Annotated in this window: 24 protein-coding genes, 1 tRNA gene and 1 pseudogene; 16 read left to right on the forward strand and 10 right to left on the reverse strand. The window is 54.3% G+C overall.

Going from position 1 to position 20,064, the window contains the following annotated elements:
• Positions 1-4: 4 nt before the first annotated feature.
• From hisI to tatC, 6 genes are read left to right on the forward strand one after another with little or no spacing between them, the layout of a single operon-like run.
• Positions 5-430 (forward strand): phosphoribosyl-AMP cyclohydrolase, encoded by a 426-nt coding sequence (gene hisI / locus V7028_RS01465; RefSeq protein WP_334118330.1) that lies wholly within the window; start codon positions 5-7, stop codon positions 428-430.
• A 13-nt stretch (positions 431-443) separates the two neighbouring features.
• Positions 444-782: a phosphoribosyl-ATP diphosphatase gene (locus V7028_RS01470; protein WP_334118331.1), complete on the forward strand. Its 339-nt coding sequence runs from the start codon at positions 444-446 to the stop codon at positions 780-782.
• A gap of 22 nt (positions 783-804) precedes the next feature.
• Positions 805-1,152, forward strand: a complete 348-nt coding sequence (locus tag V7028_RS01475; protein WP_334118332.1) for a histidine triad nucleotide-binding protein — start codon at positions 805-807, stop codon at positions 1,150-1,152.
• Between the two features lie 46 nt (positions 1,153-1,198).
• Positions 1,199-1,435, forward strand: a complete 237-nt coding sequence (gene tatA / locus V7028_RS01480) for a Sec-independent protein translocase subunit TatA (RefSeq protein WP_305561588.1) — start codon at positions 1,199-1,201, stop codon at positions 1,433-1,435.
• A gap of 24 nt (positions 1,436-1,459) precedes the next feature.
• Positions 1,460-1,840, forward strand: a complete 381-nt coding sequence (gene tatB, locus V7028_RS01485; protein WP_334118333.1) for a Sec-independent protein translocase protein TatB — start codon at positions 1,460-1,462, stop codon at positions 1,838-1,840.
• Between the two features lie 15 nt (positions 1,841-1,855).
• Positions 1,856-2,593 carry a twin-arginine translocase subunit TatC gene (gene tatC, locus V7028_RS01490; RefSeq protein ID WP_334118334.1) on the forward strand — a complete coding sequence of 246 codons (738 nt, stop codon included), beginning with the start codon at positions 1,856-1,858 and terminating at the stop codon, positions 2,591-2,593.
• Positions 2,594-2,617: 24 nt separating this feature from the next.
• Here tatC and V7028_RS01495 read toward each other — a convergent pair whose 3' ends face one another.
• Entirely contained in the window at positions 2,618-3,772 is a 1,155-nt protein-coding gene (locus tag V7028_RS01495; RefSeq protein WP_334118335.1) for a Do family serine endopeptidase, read from the reverse strand.
• A gap of 22 nt (positions 3,773-3,794) precedes the next feature.
• On the opposite strand from V7028_RS01495, the gene V7028_RS01500 reads away from it, so the two are divergent.
• From V7028_RS01500 to V7028_RS01535, 8 genes are all read left to right on the forward strand, one after another.
• Complete coding sequence (locus V7028_RS01500) at positions 3,795-4,556, forward strand: Nif3-like dinuclear metal center hexameric protein (RefSeq protein ID WP_442918667.1); 762 nt, start codon at positions 3,795-3,797, stop codon at positions 4,554-4,556.
• Positions 4,557-4,620: 64 nt separating this feature from the next.
• Positions 4,621-5,226 carry a ubiquinol-cytochrome c reductase iron-sulfur subunit gene (petA, locus tag V7028_RS01505; RefSeq protein ID WP_334118337.1) on the forward strand — a complete coding sequence of 202 codons (606 nt, stop codon included), beginning with the start codon at positions 4,621-4,623 and terminating at the stop codon, positions 5,224-5,226.
• Between the two features lie 25 nt (positions 5,227-5,251).
• A complete protein-coding gene (locus V7028_RS01510; RefSeq protein WP_334118338.1) occupies positions 5,252-6,517 on the forward strand; it encodes a cytochrome b in 1,266 nt (421 codons plus the stop codon).
• A 26-nt stretch (positions 6,518-6,543) separates the two neighbouring features.
• Entirely contained in the window at positions 6,544-7,302 is a 759-nt protein-coding gene (locus V7028_RS01515; protein ID WP_334118339.1) for a cytochrome c1, read from the forward strand.
• A gap of 75 nt (positions 7,303-7,377) precedes the next feature.
• Positions 7,378-7,980 carry a glutathione S-transferase N-terminal domain-containing protein gene (locus tag V7028_RS01520; protein WP_334118340.1) on the forward strand — a complete coding sequence of 201 codons (603 nt, stop codon included), beginning with the start codon at positions 7,378-7,380 and terminating at the stop codon, positions 7,978-7,980.
• Between the two features lie 46 nt (positions 7,981-8,026).
• Entirely contained in the window at positions 8,027-8,569 is a 543-nt protein-coding gene (locus V7028_RS01525; protein ID WP_334118341.1) for a ClpXP protease specificity-enhancing factor, read from the forward strand.
• Positions 8,570-8,583: 14 nt separating this feature from the next.
• Positions 8,584-8,659, forward strand: a tRNA-Thr gene (locus V7028_RS01530).
• A gap of 254 nt (positions 8,660-8,913) precedes the next feature.
• Complete coding sequence (locus V7028_RS01535) at positions 8,914-9,783, forward strand: class I SAM-dependent methyltransferase (RefSeq protein ID WP_334118342.1); 870 nt, start codon at positions 8,914-8,916, stop codon at positions 9,781-9,783.
• A 21-nt stretch (positions 9,784-9,804) separates the two neighbouring features.
• Here the strand turns inward: V7028_RS01535 and V7028_RS01540 are convergent, their stop codons facing one another.
• From V7028_RS01540 to V7028_RS01570, 7 genes are all read right to left on the reverse strand, one after another.
• Positions 9,805-10,404: a UbiX family flavin prenyltransferase gene (locus V7028_RS01540; RefSeq protein ID WP_334118343.1), complete on the reverse strand. Its 600-nt coding sequence runs from the start codon at positions 10,402-10,404 to the stop codon at positions 9,805-9,807.
• An 8-nt stretch (positions 10,405-10,412) separates the two neighbouring features.
• Entirely contained in the window at positions 10,413-10,745 is a 333-nt protein-coding gene (grxD, locus tag V7028_RS01545; RefSeq protein ID WP_334118344.1) for a Grx4 family monothiol glutaredoxin, read from the reverse strand.
• Positions 10,746-10,818: 73 nt separating this feature from the next.
• Complete coding sequence (gene prmC, locus V7028_RS01550) at positions 10,819-11,682, reverse strand: peptide chain release factor N(5)-glutamine methyltransferase (protein WP_334118345.1); 864 nt, start codon at positions 11,680-11,682, stop codon at positions 10,819-10,821.
• Positions 11,679-12,761 carry a peptide chain release factor 1 gene (gene prfA / locus V7028_RS01555; RefSeq protein WP_334118346.1) on the reverse strand — a complete coding sequence of 361 codons (1,083 nt, stop codon included), beginning with the start codon at positions 12,759-12,761 and terminating at the stop codon, positions 11,679-11,681. Before prfA ends, prmC begins: the two co-directional genes overlap by 4 nt.
• Positions 12,762-14,030 carry a glutamyl-tRNA reductase gene (gene hemA, locus V7028_RS01560; protein WP_334118347.1) on the reverse strand — a complete coding sequence of 423 codons (1,269 nt, stop codon included), beginning with the start codon at positions 14,028-14,030 and terminating at the stop codon, positions 12,762-12,764.
• 54 nt (positions 14,031-14,084) lie between these two features.
• Entirely contained in the window at positions 14,085-14,828 is a 744-nt protein-coding gene (locus V7028_RS01565) for a response regulator transcription factor (RefSeq protein WP_334118348.1), read from the reverse strand.
• A 142-nt stretch (positions 14,829-14,970) separates the two neighbouring features.
• On the reverse strand, positions 14,971-15,603 hold the full coding sequence (locus tag V7028_RS01570) for a TetR/AcrR family transcriptional regulator (RefSeq protein WP_334118349.1): 633 nt from the start codon (positions 15,601-15,603) through the stop codon (positions 14,971-14,973).
• A 149-nt stretch (positions 15,604-15,752) separates the two neighbouring features.
• Here V7028_RS01570 and V7028_RS01575 point away from each other — a divergent pair, with 149 nt between their 5' ends.
• Together V7028_RS01575 and V7028_RS01580 are read left to right on the forward strand one after the other, a co-directional pair.
• Complete coding sequence (locus tag V7028_RS01575; protein ID WP_334118350.1) at positions 15,753-16,922, forward strand: alkane 1-monooxygenase; 1,170 nt, start codon at positions 15,753-15,755, stop codon at positions 16,920-16,922.
• Positions 16,923-16,940: 18 nt separating this feature from the next.
• Positions 16,941-18,014, forward strand: a complete 1,074-nt coding sequence (locus V7028_RS01580; protein ID WP_334118351.1) for a 2Fe-2S iron-sulfur cluster-binding protein — start codon at positions 16,941-16,943, stop codon at positions 18,012-18,014.
• Between the two features lie 10 nt (positions 18,015-18,024).
• Here V7028_RS01580 and V7028_RS01585 read toward each other — a convergent pair whose 3' ends face one another.
• Together V7028_RS01585 and V7028_RS01590 are read right to left on the reverse strand one after the other, a co-directional pair.
• On the reverse strand, positions 18,025-18,762 hold the full coding sequence (locus tag V7028_RS01585; RefSeq protein ID WP_334118352.1) for a hypothetical protein: 738 nt from the start codon (positions 18,760-18,762) through the stop codon (positions 18,025-18,027).
• A 118-nt stretch (positions 18,763-18,880) separates the two neighbouring features.
• Positions 18,881-20,064, reverse strand: a pseudogene (locus V7028_RS01590) (hypothetical protein); the annotation flags it as partial.

Raw genomic sequence — 20,064 nt, forward strand, 5'->3', positions numbered from 1 at the left:
CACCATGAGCAAAGATGTGGTGATCACCGGGAACTGGCTGGAGAGCGTCAGTTTCGATGAAAAAGGTTTGGTCAATGTGGTTGCGCAAGACCACATCACCAAGCGTGTGCTGATGGTGGCCTGGATGAACCGGGAAGCCCTTGAAATTACTGCCAGTACCGGCTTTGCAACGTATTATTCACGTTCGCGCGGTAAGCTGTGGCACAAGGGTGAGGAATCGGGCAATCAACAGAAGGTCAAGGAAATTCGCCTGGACTGCGATGGCGATGTGCTGATCCTGATGGTGGAGCAGGTGGGTGGCGTCGCTTGCCACACTGGCCGTGAAAGCTGTTTTTATTACGCGCTGGAAGGTGCACAGGGCGACAGGCCCCAATGGGTTGCCAAAGACCCCGTGCTGAAAGACCCTTCTGCCATGTACGGCAAAAAATAAAGGAATACACACCATGACTGACCTTGAAAAAGCGTCTGGCGATTTGCTCGAGCGTTTGACGCAAGTGTTGGAAGAACGCAAAAAAGGCGACCCGGAGCATTCATATGTGGCGAAGTTGCACCACAAGGGCCAAGACGCCATTCTAAAAAAAATCGGTGAAGAATCGTGCGAATTGGTGATGGCCTCCAAAGACCAGGACCGGGCCAAGGTGGTCGCTGAAACTGCCGATTTGTGGTTCCACAGCCTTGTGTTGCTGGGTTGGCACGGTTTGCAGGCTGCCGATGTGCTGGCTGAGCTGGACCGTCGAATGGGGCTTTCCGGCCTGGTTGAAAAGGCAAACCGGACAAAATAAGAACAGGCAAAAGGGGCAAAACATGACAGATTGCATATTCTGCAAAATAGCCGCTGGGGAAATCCCTAGCAGAAAAGTGTATGAAGACGAGGATATCCTCGCGTTTCACGACATCAAGCCAGCTGCGCCAGTACACTTTTTGATCATTCCCAAAAAGCACATTTCAACGCTTGCCGATGTCACTGAAGAAGACATTCCAGTCATGGGAAAAATCATGACGATTGCCGGGAAACTGGCCAAGCAGGAAGGTTGTCACGATGGCTTTAGAACCATCGTGAACACCGGAAGGGTAGGTTGCCAAGAGGTGTATCATGTACACATACACATTCTTGGTGGAGACAAGCCCTTGGGCTTGATGCTCAGCAAGTAAATGGCAAGCACGCAGCAATTAGGCAGACACATTCAAGGAGTAGGTTATGGGTTCATTTAGCATTTGGCACTGGGTCATCGTGCTGGTTATCGTGATGTTGGTGTTTGGCACCAAGAAACTGCGCAACATAGGATCGGATTTGGGCGGTGCCGTGAAAGGTTTCAAGCAGGGCATGAAAGACGGCGGTTCGGACGATGAGCAAAATTCCGCCAAACTGGCCGACGACAGCAACAAGAAATCCGACACCATCGACGTAGAAGCCAAAGAAAAGTCTTCCAGCTAATTTTCCTTTTTTTCGGCGCGCAGCATGTTCGACATCGCATTTTCAGAAATGCTTATCATCGCAGTGATTGCACTGGTGGTGATAGGTCCCGAGAAATTACCCAAAGTGGCCAAAACTGTTGGGCACTTGCTGGGCAAGGCACAGCGTTACGTCAGTGATGTGAAGTCAGAGATCAACAGGGAAATGGAAATTGACGAGTTGCGCAAGCTGCAAACCGAGATGCAGACTGCCGCACGCAAAGTGGAAAGCGATGTGCAAACCACGTTACGCGATACCGAAACCGATTTGAACAAATCGGTGAAGTTCATCGAAGACGACATTGCTGAACTGGAAAACACCCCGGCAGCAGACAACAATGCGCCAGAGCAGCCTGCCGGGCCAAGCCCCAAGGCAGAGGCCAAATAACAAGGTGCACGGGTTATGAGTCAGCAAGAAAATTTTGTCAGCCACCTGGTCGAGCTGCGCGACCGTTTGTTGCGCGGCGTGGTCGGTTTTTTGATTGTGTTTGTCGCACTAATGGCCTACCCGGGGGCGGCTTTCATTTTTGATTTACTGGCCCAGCCCATTCAAAGCGCATTGCCCGAAGGCACCAAGATGATTGCCACCGGCGTGGTGACCCCATTCATGGTGCCTGTCAAATTGACGGCCATGGTCGCTTTTGTCATTTCGCTGCCAATTTTGCTGTATCAGGCCTGGGCTTTCATTGCCCCCGGTCTTTACCAGCACGAGAAAAAAATGGCGCTGCCCATTATTTTCTCAAGCACCGTGCTGTTTTTGATCGGCATTGCATTTTGCCATTTCATCGTGTTTGGCAAAGTGTTCGCTTTCATCAACGACTTCGCTCCGCAAAGCATTACCCCGGCACCAGATATTGAAGCCTACATGAGCTTCGTGTTGACCATGTTCATGGCTTTTGGCATGACGTTTGAAGTGCCGATTATTGTGGTTGTGCTGGTTTATCTTGGGGTGATCAGTGTTGAAAAGCTGCAGGAAATTCGCGGTTACGTGATTGTGGGCGCATTTGTTATTGCGGCCATCGTGACCCCGCCCGATGTGATGTCGCAACTGTTCCTGGCCATTCCCATCTGCATTTTGTACGAAGTGGGTATTCTGGCCGCGAAGCTGATCGGGAAAAAACGCCAGGAAATACTGGAGTAACCACCGTCGTAACTACTGCGGTAATTACTGGCGTTTGATGAAGTCGCCCGGCTTTGGGCGCACCCCGATTTCAATACTGATTGTTTGGTTTTTGCCCTCCCGAAGCAACTCAACCGATTTCTTTTCACCGGGTGCATACGCCGCGATCTGGTTCAGCATTTGCGTGGTGTCCCTGATCTTTTCATTGTCCAGTTTCAACAAAATATCGCCCACTTTCAGGCCGGCTTTGTCTGCGGGGCCGTCTTTGACAATTCCTGCAATAATGACGCCATCGCGCTGTGGCAAGTCAAAGGCAGTCGCCAGCTCTTCGGTGATGTTCTGTTGTTCAACCCCAATATAACCCCGCGTCACAGTGCCTGTGCGCACAATCTGGTTCAGCACGCTTTGAACTGTTTTGGCCGGAATTGCGAAACCAATGCCCAGCGAGCCGCCTGATCGGCTGTAGATGGCTGTGTTGATGCCCAGCAGGTTGCCTGCGGTGTCAACCAGCGCACCACCCGAGTTGCCCGGGTTGATGGCTGCATCGGTTTGAATGAAGTTCTCGAACGTGTTGATGCCGACATGGTTTCGCCCCAACGCGCTGACAATGCCCATGGTCACGGTTTGGCCCACACCAAAAGGGTTGCCCATGGCCAGCACCACATCGCCCACCCTCACTGTCCCTTCTGCGGCAAACTTCAGGCTGGGCAGTTTGTCCAGATTGATCCGCAGTATCGCCAGGTCTGTTTCCGGGTCCATTCCGACAAGTTGTGCGGATGCGGTCCGGCCATCGTTCAGGCTTACCTCGATTTCATCGGCCGCTTCAACCACGTGCTGGTTGGTCACAATCAAGCCTTCACTGTTCACGATCACGCCCGAGCCCAGGCTGGAAGCCTGCTCTTCCTGCTCGAATTGTTCTTCCAGTTCATCACCGAAAAACTTCCGGATTTCCGGGTCTTCGAAAAATGGATGCTTGGGCAATTCCGGGGTGCGCTTGCTGGTGAAAATATTCACCACCGCGGGCATGGCCTTGTCCACGGCGTGCCGGTAACCCGCCACGCCTTCGGGTTGCGCTGTTTGGTGCGCCGGCTTTTGCAGCCAGTCTGGAACCCATTCGGGGCGCAGCACTTCCGTGATGAAATACAATGCAAGTAGCACTGCCAGGGCCTGGGAAAAGGTCAGCCAGAGTTTTTTCAACATATCAAATAGCAGGGGTGCGCCGTTGGTTTCAGTGGATCGGAAAGTTCTTGAACATGATTTGCGGGAATTGCTGGATCAGGCTCGCATGTCAGATTATTGCCCAAATGGCCTGCAGTTGGAAGGCAGGCCCAGTATTCGGCGTTTGCTGACCGGGGTTACCGCTTCGAAGGCCTTGATTGACCTTGCCGTTGAACTGGATGCCGATGCCGTTTTGGTACACCACGGCTTGATGTGGAAAGGCGACCCACAGGTGATCACCGGGTTTCGCAAAGAACGCTTGCAGACCGCTCTGGCGCACAACCTGAATGTGTTTGCCTATCATTTGCCGCTGGATGTTCACCCCGAACTGGGCAACAACGCACAATTGGGAAAAATGCTGGGCTGGCCCAGCGACCGCGAGGTGGGCGAGAAGGGGTTGATTCGCGTGGGCACGCTGGATGCCCCGCAGCGCTTGGAAGACGTGGTGGCGAACGTGGCTGTTGTGTTGGGCCATCGCGTGCAGGTGGAGGGGGCCAATGACCCCGCGCGAATGGTGCGCACGGTGGCATGGTGCACCGGTGGTGCGCCGGGTTATGTGGAGTCGGCGGCCTTGAACGGTGCCGATTTGTACCTGACCGGGGAGCTGTCCGAGCCCGCTGTGCATGTGGCCCGGGAGTGCAATGTCAGTTTGCTGGGGGCGGGGCACCATGCCACTGAGCGCTGCGGCGTGCAGGCATTGGGCGAATGGATTGCCCGGCGCCATGGTATTGAAGTCATTTTCCGTGATTTGTTTGTCGCGGTTTAGATCGTTTCTAATGTACAATCTCGGGTTGCATGGATCACTGGTTTTTACTTTCGGGGTTATTTTGATGAGCAATAATCAACCTGTAGACAAAGAACGCCGCGTATGGATGATCGCCTGTGGCGCAGCGGGTGGTGTGGCTGCTACAGCAACTGGCGCAGCGTTTCTGACCTCAATGGCACCTTCCGAGCGCGCAAAAGCCGCTGGTGCTCCCGTTGAACTTGATATTTCCGGCATGCAGCCGGGCGACATGAAAACCGTGGAGTGGCGTGGCAAACCCGTGTGGGTTGTTCGTCGCGATGAGACCATGGTCGAGGCCTTGCCCACCTTGGATGGTCAACTGGCCGATCCGAATTCAGAGCGCAAACCCGATGAACTGACCCCCGAATATGCACGCAACACGCATCGCTCCATCAAGCCTGAATACCTGGTTGCTGTGGGCATTTGCTCGCACCTGGGTTGCTCACCTTCTGCGCGAATCGAGGCTGGCCCCCAGCCAAGTCTGCCTGATGACTGGAAAGGCGGTTTCTTCTGCCCTTGCCATGGCTCGACATTCGATTTGGCTGGCCGCGTGTACGCAGGCAAGCCCGCTCCAGACAACCTGGAAGTGCCACCCCACAAGTATTTGTCAGACACCAGGTTGTTGATCGGTGTAGACGAGAACAACGCCTGACATCTGAGAGCGAGGAGTAGTAATTATGGCGGCAGATAAAAAAGTCGAAACCACAGGCGTGTTGGGCTGGATTGACCAGCGCTTCCCCCTGACATCGACCTACAAAGCGCATTTGTCCGAGTACTATGCGCCCAAGAACTTCAACTTCTGGTATTTCTTCGGTTCACTGGCCTTGCTGGTGCTGGTGATCCAGATTGTGACCGGTATTTTCCTGGTCATGCACTACAAGCCCGATGCCGCCAAGGCATTCCAGTCTGTGGAATACATCATGCGTGATGTGCCATGGGGTTGGTTGGTGCGCTACATGCATTCCACTGGCGCTTCCATGTTTTTCGTGGTGGTGTACCTGCACATGATGCGTGGCCTGCTGTATGGCTCATACCGCAAACCCCGTGAACTGATCTGGATCTTCGGCGTTGCCATTTTCCTGTGTCTGATGGCCGAAGCCTTTTTTGGTTACCTGTTGCCATGGGGTCAGATGAGCTACTGGGGTGCTCAGGTAATCGTGAACCTGTTCTCTGCAATTCCCGTGATCGGCCCTGATCTGGCCATCTGGATTCGTGGCGATTATGTGGTTTCCGATGCAACTTTGAACCGCTTCTTCTCTTTCCACGTCATTGCCATTCCTTTGGTGTTGCTGGGCCTGGTGGCCGCACACCTGGTGGCCTTGCACGAAGTGGGTTCCAACAACCCCGATGGTGTTGAGATCAAGGAAAAGAAAGGCGCCGATGGCAAGCCATTGGACGGCATTCCTTTTCACCCTTACTACACCGTGCACGACATTCTGGGTGTGGGCGTATTCTTGATGGTGTTCTCTGCCATTGTGTTCTTCGCGCCTGAAATGGGTGGTTACTTCCTGGAATACAACAACTTCATTCCGGCCGATCCATTGAAAACGCCTGCGCACATTGCGCCTGTCTGGTACTTCACGCCGTTCTATTCGATTTTGCGTGCAATTACCTTCCCGTTCTTCTGGATTGATGCCAAGTTCTGGGGTGTTGTGGCCATGGGTGGTGCTGTGGTTATCCTGTTCTTCCTGCCTTGGTTGGACCGCAGCCCAGTGAAGTCAATTCGCTACCGTCCGGCTTTGCACAAGTGGATTTACGCCATCTTCGTGGTGAACTTTGTTGTGCTGGGTTACCTGGGTGTGAAACCACCCTCAGACATTGGTCAAATCGTGTCTCAACTTGGAACCCTCTATTACTTCCTGTTCTTCCTGGCAATGCCTTGGTGGTCAAAGATGGGTACTTTCAAGCCCGTGCCCGACCGTGTTGTGTTTCACGCGCACTAAGCCTGACTGGACGAGATAAGGACTAGATGATGAAAAAATTATTGGCTTTGTTGGCGCTTGTTCCTTCACTGGTGTTCGGTGCGGGAAGCAACTACCCCCTGGATGCGGCGCCCGACCTGACGAACGACCTTGCTGCCTTGCAACGCGGCGCCAAGCTGTTCTCGAATTACTGCCTGAACTGTCATGCTGCTGAAAGCATGCGTTATAACCGCCTGCGCGACATTGGTTTGACTGACGAGCAGATCAAGGAAAACCTGATGTTCGCGTCGGACAACGTGGGCGAAACCATGACTGTTGCCATGGACCCCAAAGATGCGAAAAAGTGGTTCGGTGGCGTGCCGCCTGATTTGTCCCTGATTGCACGTTCGCGTGCTTCGGGCAATGGCCCCGGTGCAGACTACATTTATACTTACTTGCGTACTTATTACCGTGATCCTGCCAAGCCAACTGGCTGGAATAACATGGTGTATCCCAATGTGGGCATGCCCCACGTGTTGTGGGAGTTGCAAGGCGAGCGCGTTGCGATGTACGACGATGTGGCCGACCCGCATTATCCGGAAAAAAAGGTACACAAGTTTGTGGGCTTTGAACAGATCAAGCCAGGCACGATGAATCAGGTTGAATACGATCAGGCCATGGCCGATCTGACCAGCTTCCTTGTGTTTATGGCAGAACCTGTTCGTGAAGGCCGTTTCAAGCTTGGTGTGATCGTGTTGCTGTTCTTTGGTGTGTTCACCATATTCGCTTGGCGCCTGAACGCGGCTTACTGGAAAGACATCAAGTAAGCATTTTGGCTTAATTGCATACAGGCTGGGGTGTTTGCTCGCCCCAGCCATTTTTTGTTTTGGGATGACAACATTATGATGGTTCTTTACTCTGGAACAACTTGCCCGTTTTCTCAGCGTTGCCGGTTTGTTTTGCATGAAAAAGGCATGGACTTTGAGATCAAGGACATTGATCTGTTCAACCGGCCTGATGACATCAGTGTGATGAACCCGTACAGCCAAGTGCCTATTCTGGTTGAACGTGATTTGATTCTTTACGAATCAAACATCATCAATGAATACATTGATGAGCGCTTTCCGCATCCTCAGTTGATGCCTGCGGACCCGGTGATGCGTGCGCGTACGCGCTTGTTCCTGTTCAATTTTGAGCGGGAATTGTTCCAGCATGTCAGCGTGCTGGAAAAAGCGGGCAACCCGAAAGCCATGGACAAGGCCAAGTCGGCTATTCGTGAGCAACTGACCCAGTTGGCCCCTGTGTTTGTGAAAAGCAAGTACATGTTGGGCGAAGATTTCTCCATGCTGGACGTGGCGTTGGCCCCTTTGTTGTGGCGCCTGGAACACTACGGAATTGAACTGCCGAAGTCTGCTGCACCACTGATGAAGTATGCCGAGCGAATTTTCGCAAAGCCCGCTTTCATTGATGCGTTGACACCTTCCGAGAAGGTGATGCGTCGTTAATTGGGTGCTAATTGATTAGCGACCCGGAACCGCTGAGGTATATGCAGTGACTGAAGTTTCTACCAAGCCTTATTTGATTCGTGCCATTCACGAATGGTGCGTCGACAATGGCTATACGCCCTACCTCGCCGTGGCTGTTAATGAAAAAACCCAGGTGCCCAAGGAATTTGTGAAGGCGGGAGAGATTGTGTTGAACACCTCACCCTTGGCCACCAACAAATTGAATTTGGGCAATGACGCCATTGAGTTTGAGGCTCGTTTTGGCGGGGTGGTGCGTGAAATTTACGTGCCAATCGAGCAGATCAGCGCCATTTATGCCCGTGAAAATGGACATGGCATGGCGTTTGAAGTGTTAAAGCCTTTGGCGGAAATTGAAGGCGATGGTGCTGAGGCTGTTCAGTTTGTTCTGGATGAACAGAATGAGCCTGTTTCTGATGATTCCGGGGACAAGCCTGCTGGTTTGCGTTCGGTTTCCGGTGTCAGTGAAGACTCAAAGCCTTTGTCTGTTGCTAAATCAGATAAATCTGATGAAAAAACACCAAAAAAACCCGGTCAGAAGAAAAAGAATCATCTGACTCGAGTAAAATAGCGCTTCTCTTAAGTGCCGCTTTAGCTCAGTTGGTAGAGCAACCGCCTTGTAAGCGGTAGGTCGTCAGTTCGAATCCGACAAGCGGCACCATTCTTCTCCCGGTCTCTCGGGGCACCACCAAATTTAGTTGTACTGGCCATTTTAAGCCGTCCCGGCGCGCGCTATTCGGTCTTTTTTTTGTTGGCCAGCTAGGCGGGGTTACCCGATTCCGCGCAGAGAGGGCCTTAATGGAACCAGAAATTAGAACTCGCGCTGATTGGTTCTTTCCGGAATGAGCGACTGGGCTTTATTCAGGTACGGAACGCTTTACACTGTGCGCATTGAATTCAACGCAGCAACACACCATGCCCAAATTCAAGAAGAATCCATTAGACGCACTGGAGCTAAAGCCCGGTCAGTCAATCGAATTGCTCAAGGCGCTTCACATCGTGACGCGTGAGGGTGGAATCAACCAGGACAGTCGAAGAAAGTTAAAGCAGGTGTATCACCTGACCCATTTTATTGAGCCTTTGATTGATGAAGTAAGGAGGGCCAATGAGGGACAACTTTATTTGGTCGATCACGGTGCGGGCAAGTCGTATCTCGGGTTTATTCTTTACGACCTGTACATCAAGCAAAACCCGGAAGGTGCGGTGGTGGCCGGTGTGGAAACCCGTCAGGAGCTGGTGGACAAATCCAACACACTGGCCAGTCAATTGGGGTTTGGCCAGGGCATGAGGTTTATTAACCTGCCTGTGGCGCAGGCCACGGAGCACCCGGATTTGCCAGGGCAGGTGGACATCGTGACGGCATTGCATGCGTGCAACACGGCCACAGACGATGCCATTTCATTTGGTTTGAAGAAGCAGGCGAAGTTCATGGCCTTGGTGCCGTGTTGCCAGGCCGAGATGGCCACACACTTGCGCAAAAACAAAGCCAGCCAGTTGGGCAAAACCAGTCTGGTGGAAATGTGGCGCCACCCCCTGCATACGCGTGAATTCGGTAGCCAGTTGACGAACGTTTTGCGGTGTTTGCAATTGGAGGCGCATGGTTACCAGGTGACCGTGACCGAATTGGTTGGCTGGGAACATTCCATGAAAAACGAGCTGATTATTGCGAAGAAACACCAGCGTTCAAATCCCAAAGCCGCGCAGCGTTTGCGGGACATGTTGGCTGAGCTGGGTCTGGATGGTGATGAGGGTTTGCAGCAGCGTTTTCATGTGCCGCAGCAATAAAGGCGTTTTGAAACGCAGCGGTTAGCTGCTTCGCAAACCTTGCCATTCAGTGCGTAGCACGTTGGGCAGGCCCAGTAGCTGCAAGGCGTGCTGGGCGGTGTCGGTGACCATGGCGTCGATGCTGCCGGGGCGCTGGTACAGTGCGGGCACGGGTGGCATCACAATCCCGCCCATTTCGGTCACGCTGACCATGTTGCGCAGGTGTGCCAAATTCAATGGGGTTTCACGCGGCAATAAAACAAGGCGTCGTCGTTCTTTCAGCACCACGTCGGCGGCACGGGTAATCAGGTTGTTCGACAGGCCATGTGCCACGGCGGCCAGTGTGTGCATGGAACACGGTGCCACCACCATGCCCATGGATGGGTAGGACCCGCTGGCAATGCAATTGCCCACTGATTTGGGCGAGTGCACCACATGGGCTTTCACCTCAATTTCTTCCTTGCTTAAATCGCTTTCACTGGCCAGGGTTAGCCAGCCTGAAGGGGATACCACCAGGTGAATTTCCGTGTCGCCACGCGCGCGAAGCAGATCCAGAATTTTCAGGCCAAACAAGGCACCACTGGCGCCTGTGATGGCCACGGTGATGGATTGTTTGAATTGGGCTGGAGGTGTGCTGCTCAAGTTGGAAATTACTCGGACTTGGTCGATGCGTTGGCGGCAGCGATAAGTGCCTGCAGTTCGCCGTTCTGGTACATCTCGGTCATGATGTCGCAGCCGCCCAGGAATTCACCGTTCACATATAGTTGTGGGATGGTGGGCCAGTTGGCGTAATCTTTAATGGCTTGGCGAATTTCGGGGTCGTCCAGCACGTTCACTGTGAGCACCTTTTCAGCTTCGCAGGCTTTCAGGATTTGAATGGCGCGGCCAGAAAACCCGCACATGGGGAACTGGGCTGTTCCTTTCATGAACAAAACCACGGGGTTGCTGGTGACGGTTTCGTGAATGGAATCGCGAGCGCTCATAAAAACTTCCTTTCAATGGGGTGAGTTGCTACAACCCTGTATTGTAATGGATATGGGCATAAAACGCTCGTTTTCAAATGCGTGCGAACACAAAACGCGGGGTGCCAGCCAGATCGGGCAGGCCTTGTACATACACGTAAGGGGTGGTGCAAAACAGTGCTTTGACGGCATTTTGCTGGTCGTGGCCATGTTCAACCAGCACACCGCCACCGGGGCGAAGCAGGGTGGGGCTGTGGCGGGCAATTTCCCGATAGAAGCGCAGGCCGTCGCCCCCGTCGGTCAAGGCCTGGGCGGGTTCGAACCGCAAGTCGCCCTGTGAAAGGTGGATGTCGCCTTGTTCAATGTAGGGGGGGTTGCTGCAAACCAAATCAAAGGCCAGTGCTGGTGTTTGATTCAAAAGCCCGGCGAACAGGTCAGATTCAATGAAGCGCACATTTTTTGCGCCCAGTTCATTGGCGTTGTGTTGGGCAACCCACAGGGCATCTGCGGAAAGGTCGGTGGCGGTTACTTCAAGGATGGGGTTTTCAAGCGCAAGTGAAATGGCGATGGCACCGCTGCCGCAGCCAATGTCCAGCACGCGGGTTAGCAAGTTCTCGGTTGACTTGTTTTGTAGAAAGCCCAGGGCGTGTTCCACCAGTTCTTCGGTTTCCGGGCGGGGTATCAACACGCGTGGGTCGACAAAAAAAGAGCGGGAATAAAATTCTTTCTGTTGCACCAGGTAGGCGATGGGTTCGCCGTGTTGCCGTCTGGTTGCCAGCGACTTGAATGCGATGAGCTGGTCCACGGACAGTGCGCGATTGCCTTTGGTGACCAGGCTTACTCGGTCAAACCCGGTGATGTGCGTCATCAACACACGAAGTTCATTGGGCGGCAGGCCGGTTTCTTCGCGGGTTTGTTGCAACACCGATTCAATGGTGGGTTGGGGCTGGGTGCTCATTCTTTGGCGGTGATTTCGGCAAGCAGCTCGGCTTCGTGGAATGCGGTCAGGCCATTCATCAGGTCGGCCAAGTCTCCGTCCATGATGTAGTCGAGTTTGTAGAGGGTCAAGTTGATTCGGTGATCGGTCATTCGCCCTTGCGGGAAGTTGTAGGTGCGAATGCGTTCCGAACGGTCGCCCGAGCCGACCAGGCTTCGGCGCTCGCTGGCCTCTGCGGCCTGACGCTCGCGGTCAATTTTGTCTTGAAGGCGAACATTGAGCACCTTCATGGCTTTGGCCTTGTTTTTGTGCTGGCTTCGTTCATCCTGACATTCCACTACAAGGCCAGTGGGCAGGTGGGTAATGCGCACAGCAGAATCGGTTTTGTTGATGTGCTGGCCACCTGCGCCGCTGGCGCGGTAGGTGTCGATGCGCAAATCAGCGGGGTTGATTTCAATTTCTTCCGCTTCGTCGGGTTCGGCCATCACTGCCACGGTGCACGCCGAGGTGTGTATGCGGCCCTGGTTTTCGGTGGCCGGAACACGTTGCACGCGGTGTCCGCCTGATTCAAATTTCAGGTGTTTGTACACGTTCTCGCCGGCCAGGCGAACAATCACTTCTTTGTAGCCGCCCAATTCCGATTCGCTGGCGCTCATCACTTCAATTTGCCAACCCTGGCGTTCGGCGTACCGGGTGTACATGCGAAACAGGTCGCCTGCAAACAAGGCTGATTCGTCGCCACCTGTGCCTGCCCGAATTTCCAGCATGGCGTTGCGGTGGTCGTTGGGGTCTTTGGGCAGCATCAGGCGTTGCAGTTCAGTCTCGATTTGCAGCAGTTTGGCTTCGTTTTGCGCAATTTCCTCGCGAGCCATGTCGCGCATGTCGGGGTCGGTAAGCCACTCGTGGGCGGTGTTCAGGTCGGCTTCAATGCTTTGGTATTGCGCAAAACGTTCGGTGGCAGGCAGTAGTTCGGATCGCTCGCGCGTGATGGCCTTGAACTGCACCATGTCATTGGCGGCGTTCTGCGAGGATAAAAAATCTTCAAGGTCGGCCAGGCGTTCTGTAAGACGCGTGAGCCGGGCCCGCATGCTGTTGTTCATCTATTTGTCGGTGTTTTTAATGTTGAAAAGCTCTGGAAGCCACTTCAGCAGTGCTTCGCGTTCAGCGGGGGTGGCTTTGTGCAGTGCCTGCATCGGGCCATGCATGAATTTCGCACCCATTCGATGGGCCATCAATTGCAATACGTCGTCTGCCGGTATGCCTTTGGCCAGTTGTTTGCGGGCGTATTCAAGTTCAAGCTGGGCAATGTCGTCGGCTTTCTGGTGTATTTCTTGAATGGTGGGAACCAGTGAGCGTTCGTTCATCCAGCGCATGAAGCCCTGAACCTGGGTTTCGATGATGGCTTCGGCTTGTTCTACGGCAGCAGCGCGTTGCTCGCGACCTTCCTGAACAATTTGACTAAGGTCGTCAATGGTGTACAGAAATACGTCGTCGAGCTTGCTGACCTGTGCTTCGATGTCGCGGGGTACGGCCAGATCAAGCATGAAGATGGGTTCGTGTTTGCGTTTTTTGCAGGCGGCTTCCACCATGCCCAGCCCGATCAGGGGCAGGGTGCTGGCTGTGCAGGAAATGACGATGTCGGATTTTGCCAGTTGTTCCGGCACTTGGGCCAAACCAATCACGTTGGCGTTGTAAGTCAGCGCCAACTGGTGGGCGCGTTCGGCGCTGCGGTTGGCAATGGTGATGCTTTTCGGTTGCTGGGCTGCAAAATGGGTGGCGCACAACTGGATCATTTCGCCTGCGCCGATGAACAGCACGTTGCGTTTGCTGAGGTCGCCGAAAATTCGTGTGGCCAGTTTGACGGCCGCCGAAGCCATGGAAACCGAGTGCGCACCAATTTCTGTGTGTGAGCGCACTTCTTTGGCCACCGAGAAGGTGCGCTGAAAAAGCTGGTGCAGCATTTGGCCCAAGGTGCCCGCTTCTTCGGCGGTGCGGGCGGCTTGCTTCATCTGGCCCAGAATTTGTGCTTCCCCCAACACCATGGAGTCCAGCCCGCTGGCCACGCGAAATGCATGGCGAACCACTTCCTGCTGGGGCAGGATGTACAGGTGGGGACTCAGTTCCTTGGGGGATATGTTGCGGTTGCTGGCCAGCCAGTCCAGCAGTTCGCGCTCCAGATGTGCAATGTCGCCGCTGGCGCAATACACTTCGGTGCGGTTGCAGGTGGACAATATCGCTGCTTCATGGGCCTGTACCCGGTGGGCGAGGGCGCGTAGTGCTTCTTGCAATTGTTCGGCCGGAAACGCCAAGCGCTCGCGAAGGGCGAGCGGGGCAGATTGATAATTCAGGCCGACTGCGAAAAGCTCCATAATACCTACTGGGCGGGAAACCCTTCATTATAACCCGTGATGTTGGCAGTGCCTTCAGTCGTTTTCGGCGAGCTGCCGTTTGATTTTTGCAAGGTCGGTTGATTTTCCTTCGTGATCAACCTGTTCCAGCTTGTAGCCAAAGCCGTACACAGGCGTTAAGCGAAAGCCTTGTTCGGGGCGCAGGGCCAGTTTGGAGCGCACGCGCGATATGTGGGTGTCCATGGTGCGCGAGGGCAAATCCGTGTCGCGACCCCACACGCTTTCCTGAATGTGTGAGCGTGACAGTGGTTTGCCAAAATTGCGAAACAGCAGCAGGGCCAAATCAAATTCTTTCTGGGTCATGACCACGCGTTTGGCGTGGCGAACGATTGTTGAGAACTTGGGATGGAATTCCAGGTCCGCGATTTCAAACACTTCGGGTGCCGTCAATTCCGGGTAGGCCCGGCGCAGCAGTGCATTTACACGGGCAACCAGTTCGCCACGCCGAATCGGCTTGATCATGTAATCGTCGGCACCGGCATTCAGGGCTTCAACAATATTCTCTTCGTCGGTTTTGGAGGTGATGAATAGAACCGGTACTTTGATGTGCAGGGTTTCACGGATCCAGTGCATGACCTTCGGGCCCGAGCTGTCGGGCAGCACCCAGTCCAGCAACACCAGATCAAAGCTGTCCCGGTACAGTGCGGTTTGAAAGCTTTTGAACGAGGCGAATGAATAACATTTGTGATTGACCGATTCCAGTACCCAACGCAGTAATTCGCTTTGTGTCAGGTCGTCTTCCAGTATGGCAATGCGCATGGGCGTGGCTCCTGCGGGGGGATTTTGTTACCACAATGCTAATTTGTGTGTTGACAGTTTAATCCTTTAAACAGGACAGGAAAGACGATGTTGCTTTTTTGTTAAATGCCGGTGTGTTCCGATGTTTCAATCAGAGTGGGCTTTACTGATTGTTCTGTTCGGTCTGAAGGGCGTGAATGGCATGTGCCCCGGCAAACATCACGCCGACAATGCGCAGCGTTTTGTCGTAAATGGCGGGGCGCTGCTCGGGCTTTTCAATGTATTCAACCGCCATGAACAGCACGTTCTGGGCAATCACTTCCAGCACTTCGAACATTTCATGTTGTGGCAGACCGGGCAACAATGCGGCAATGCGGTTGTCGCTGCAAATGTCTTCACTGACGGCGCGGATGGTTTTTTTCAATCCATCGCGCATGCGTTCCAGGGAGCCAAAAGCTTCAGAGGCGCCCACCACCACGGGCTTTGGATTTTCCACGGCCCAGTCAAAGAAGCGTTTCACCAGCATGGGGCGAATGTCGAGGTCGGATTCATTGGCAGTGCTGATTCGCACTTCTTTGAACGCTTCGATAACCGCGGTTTCGACTTCCCGAATCACCGCAGTGCCCAGGTCGGCCAGGTCGCTGAAGTGGCGGTAAAAGGCGGGCGCGGACAGGTTGGCTTCGCGGGTTATTTCGCGAATGCCAAGGCTGGAGAAACTTCGCCGGTGATAGCTCAGGTTCAGTGCAGCGTCGATCAGCCGTTTGCGGCCATGGGTTGTGGGTGTGGTAGGTGCCATAAGCGATCGATTATATCCAAAACCCGAACAACTGTTATGAAACCTCATTTGGAAGTTTTAACCAATTTGTGGTTTGGGGTATTGACGAGTGTGTTTACAGTTGTTAACATCGGTTGCATTGAAACAAGGCATTCATTGGGAGACCTCTCATGCTGCACTACCTGAAATTCACAGCCTTTCCATTGATTGCCCTGGGCGTGATGCACGCCATGATGCAGGGCGGCGCCTGGATGTACACCGGTATTGCTGCTTTGGTGTTTGTGGTTGCGGTCGGCGACATCTTGCTGCCCGACGACCGCAGTGAACCCCGCATGGACGGTGAGTTTTTTCTGAACCTGATGCTTTGGGTAACCCTGCCCATTCTGATGTGGGTGACCTTGTGCTTTACCTGGGCTGTGGCCCCGGTGGATGTGCTGGGCATTGATGAATTCATGCGCAACACGTTTGGCTATGATCGCATCGAGTTGCAGGCCGGTACCACTTGGTACCAGTGGTTCATGGGTGCATTGGCCGGGGCATTCCTGTTCGGCGCGGGTGGAACAAACGTGGGGCACGAGTTGACCCACCGCACCTACAGCATGCGCGACATGATTCTGGGTCGCTGGATGCTGGCTTTTACCTGCGATGCCTCGTTTGCGATTGAACATGTGTATGGCCATCACAAAAACCTGGGTACTCCTGCAGACCCCGCCACAGCACAGCGCGGCGAAAATGTTTATGGCTTTGTTTTGAAAAGTACGGTGGGTGGATACAAGTCTGCCTGGAAGCTGGAAAAGCAGCGCCTGGCAAAGTTTGACCAGTCGGTGTGGAACCCTGTTCACAGCCGCATGATGCGCGGAAATTTAATGAGCTTGAGCCTGTTTGCTGTGGCGTTTTATGTCGGAGGCTGGGCTGGTGTTGCGATGTTCTGGATCATGAGTGCCGGTGGTAAAACACTGCTGGAGGTGGTGAATTACATGGAGCATTACGGTATTGTTCGCCGCCCCGAGGACAAAGTGGAACCACGCCACAGCTGGAACACCAATGCCTCGGTTTCGACTGCGTTGCTGTACGCACTGACCCGCCATTCGCACCACCATGCCGAGGCCGATCAGGAATACTGGAACCTGCGCAGCTACCGCCACGCACCCATGCTGCCCACTGGCTACCTGGGCACAATCTTGCTTGCGCTGGTGCCGCCCCTGTACAAGAAAGTGATGACGCCTTTGTTGAACCATTGGGACGAAACCTTTGCTACGCCCGAGGAGAAGAAGCTTGCGATTGCGGCCAGTGTTAAAAGTGGCATGGCTGGTTTGAAGTCTGCGCAAGTCGCGGGCTGATTCAACACGGAGACAAAGATGAAACTACTTGAATGGTTTGGTTTGCAAGGCGGTGCGGCCGCGGCCAACAAAGGAAAAGTGACCCACAAGGTGTGCGTGGCCCCCGGTGGCCAAAGCTTTGAGGTGGAGAAGGGGCGCAAGGTGATTTTGAATTCTGCGTTGTCTGCGGGTTTGGGCTTTCCCCACAATTGCCGGGTGGGCAGTTGTACCCAGTGCAAGTGCAAATTGAAAAGCGGCAAGGTGCGCGAGCTGACCGATTCAAGCTATGTATTGAGCGCTGAAGATTTGAAGGCGGGGATGATTCTGGCCTGTCAGTCCATTCCCGAAACAGACCTTGAAATTGAGGTGGAACTGACGTCGGGCGGTGACCGTTTGGTGGAAACGCGCGCAACGATTGTGGGCCAGAAAGAATTGACCCATGACATTGTGGAACTTCGCGTTGTGCTGGATGAACCCATGCCGTTCAAGGCAGGGCAGTACGCGGAAATTCGCCTGGAAGAATTCAGTTTGTCGCGCAACTACAGTTTTGCGGTGGCGCCCAAAGGGCAGGAGGCCAATGAACTGGTGTTTCATGTTCGAAAGGTGCAGGGTGGCAAGTTCACGCAGTGGTTGTTTGCTGCGAACCGGCAGGAAACACGTTTGAGTGTAAGTGGGCCATTCGGCGATTTTTACCTGCGCCCGGCCGAGGGTGAAAAGCCTGCGCCGATTGTGTGTGTGGCGGGTGGCAGTGGCATGGCACCCATTTTAAGTTTGCTGGATCAGGCAGGTTGGGCTGGGGAAACACGCGATGTGGTGTACCTGTTTGGTGCGCGCACGCAGCGTGATTTGTATGCGGATGCCGACATGGGTCGCATTCAGCAAGGCTGGCGGGGGTCATTGAGCTTCCAGCAGGTGTTGTCAGAAGAACCTGAACATTCAGGCTGGAAGGGTGCGCGTGGGTTTGTCACCGATGAACTGGACAAGCTGCTAATGGATTGGCCGCAGGTTCAGGCCTATCTGTGCGGCCCGCCTGCGATGATCGATGCCGCCATTGCAAAGTTTTCCAAACTGGGTGTGAAAGTGGAAAACATTCGCTACGACAAGTTTGAGTAAAGTGGTGCCACTAAGCCGGTAAGTTGCTGGTGATTGCATCCAGTGGCAGGCTTTCAAGTGGATTGGCTGTAGAGCCAATTGGTGATGAGGCCACGGCATCAAGAAGCGGATCAACCACTGCATCCAGCGGTGTGCCAGTGGTGCCTTCATCAACGGGTTCTTCCGGTGTTTCGGGTTCGTCATCGGGTGTTTCATCTTCTGGCTCGTCCACGGGCTCGGATGTTTCATCGCCGTTGCCCACGCGAACGTCTGTGAACGTGGTGCCTTCAATGGCATTGCTGTCGCCGCCCGATGATGCAGCCAACGCGGCAACGCCTACGCCGCCCCCAACAACGGTGGCCAAACTGCCAACACCCCCGGCGGATCCTGCGGAAAGCAGGCCTGCGCCGACCAGCCCATTGAAGCCAGTGCCCGCATCGGTAAGCAGTATGGCGCCGTCAGCACCATCGCTGATGGCGTACAGTTCTACGCCATCCGTTAGTGATGTCACTTCAATCACGGCCCCATTGGCTGCGGAATTGCTGGCGATCTGCGCGGCCGATTCCGGTGCCAGGGTAACCAGTGAATCCGCCTGCCCTTGCGTTAGCGCGGGCAGTTCAATGTCCACAGGCACCAAGTCTTTGTTTTGAATCACGTCGCCCGCCAGAATCGCATCGCCTTGGCGCAGTGTTAATTGCTCGCCTTGACGCTGAACGACCAGTTTTTCTGTTGTGGACGCAACGATGCCAATTTTGGGTGCTGTGCTCATGGTGATGTCCGTTGATTTGTCAGTAAAGTTATTATTTTTTACTTGTGTATGGCTTGGTTTGGATTCAAATAAAAACCCCCTCCGTGGAGGGGGTCGGTTGGAAAAACCAATGCGTCGTTTAGATCAGTCCACCTGTGATCGGGCTGATGGCATCCTGCAAGGGATCGGTGACTGTGCTGATCGGCGTGCCTTCTGTTGCCGCCAGCAGGTCGTCAATTGGTGTTGCTTCACCACCGCCATCGCCACCAGCCAGTGCGTCTGCCAGCGGCTCGGTCACGGGTTCAAGTGGGGTGTTGGTGCCAATGTCCTCGACCACTCCGCCAACGCTCTCACCCAATACTGCAGGGTCCGAATTTTCCATCAACGCGTCTGTCAATGGATCCAGTGGCGTGTCTGGCGTGTCGCCACCTTCTACCAGGGACACCACGGGATCCACCACTGCGTCCAGCGGTGTGCCAGTTGTGCCGCCGTCAGCAGGTGGCTCCTCTGCGGGTGGTTCTTCTGTGGCAGGTTGGGTCTCGCCACCCAGCAACGTGCCCGTTGTTGTCGCGAGTTCTTCGCCAGGGCCCGCCATTTCAGCGTTGTCGATGAAGGCGTCGCCAGCATCCGAAGTGCCGGATGACAGGGGTGCAACCAGCATGTCGGATACGGCCGTCGTAAGTGGGTCCAGCGGTGCCAGGGCGCTGTTTTCATTGGTCAAGTCTGTCAGGCCTTCGCCTGTTTCGTCCAGCGTGCCACTTAGCCCGGTTGATCCACCCGATTCCTCGTCGGTGCCAACCACGGGAGCCAGCACATCAGAAGTCAGTGGGCTCAACTGGCTTTCATCGCCAGCCAGTGTGTCGCCAACACTGCTCAAGCCTGCAGCCACACCGTCTGTGCCGTCTTCTTCGCTGTAACCCAGAGTTTGAGTCAGTGGGTCGACCACAGGGTCCAGTGGTGTTTCTTCTGCGCCTTCCGCCAGGCCTTGAGACAGGTTGCTGACAACACCAACCACACCTTCCTGGTCGTTGGTGTAGCCTTCCTGCTCTTGGCCGATTGTTTCGGCAAGCAGATTGCTGATGGGGGTCGGATCTTGCGCGGAGGCATCGGCCAGCCCGTCAGAAACGGTACCTAGTCCATCTGCAAGTGGCTCTGTAACGCCCGTCAAAGGTGCCAGTGGCGTTTCTTCTGTGCTTTGATTCAAAGACTCAATCCCGCCGATCAAACCAGATGTGTCGCCTTCGGCATCGGAATCGCTGTCGGAGTCAGAATCGCTGTCGGAATCGCTGTCGGAATCGCTGTCGGAATCGCTGTCGGAATCGC

The sequence above is a fragment of the Limnobacter sp. genome (assembly GCF_036846585.1).
In the GTDB taxonomy this organism is placed as follows: domain Bacteria; phylum Pseudomonadota; class Gammaproteobacteria; order Burkholderiales; family Burkholderiaceae_B; genus Limnobacter.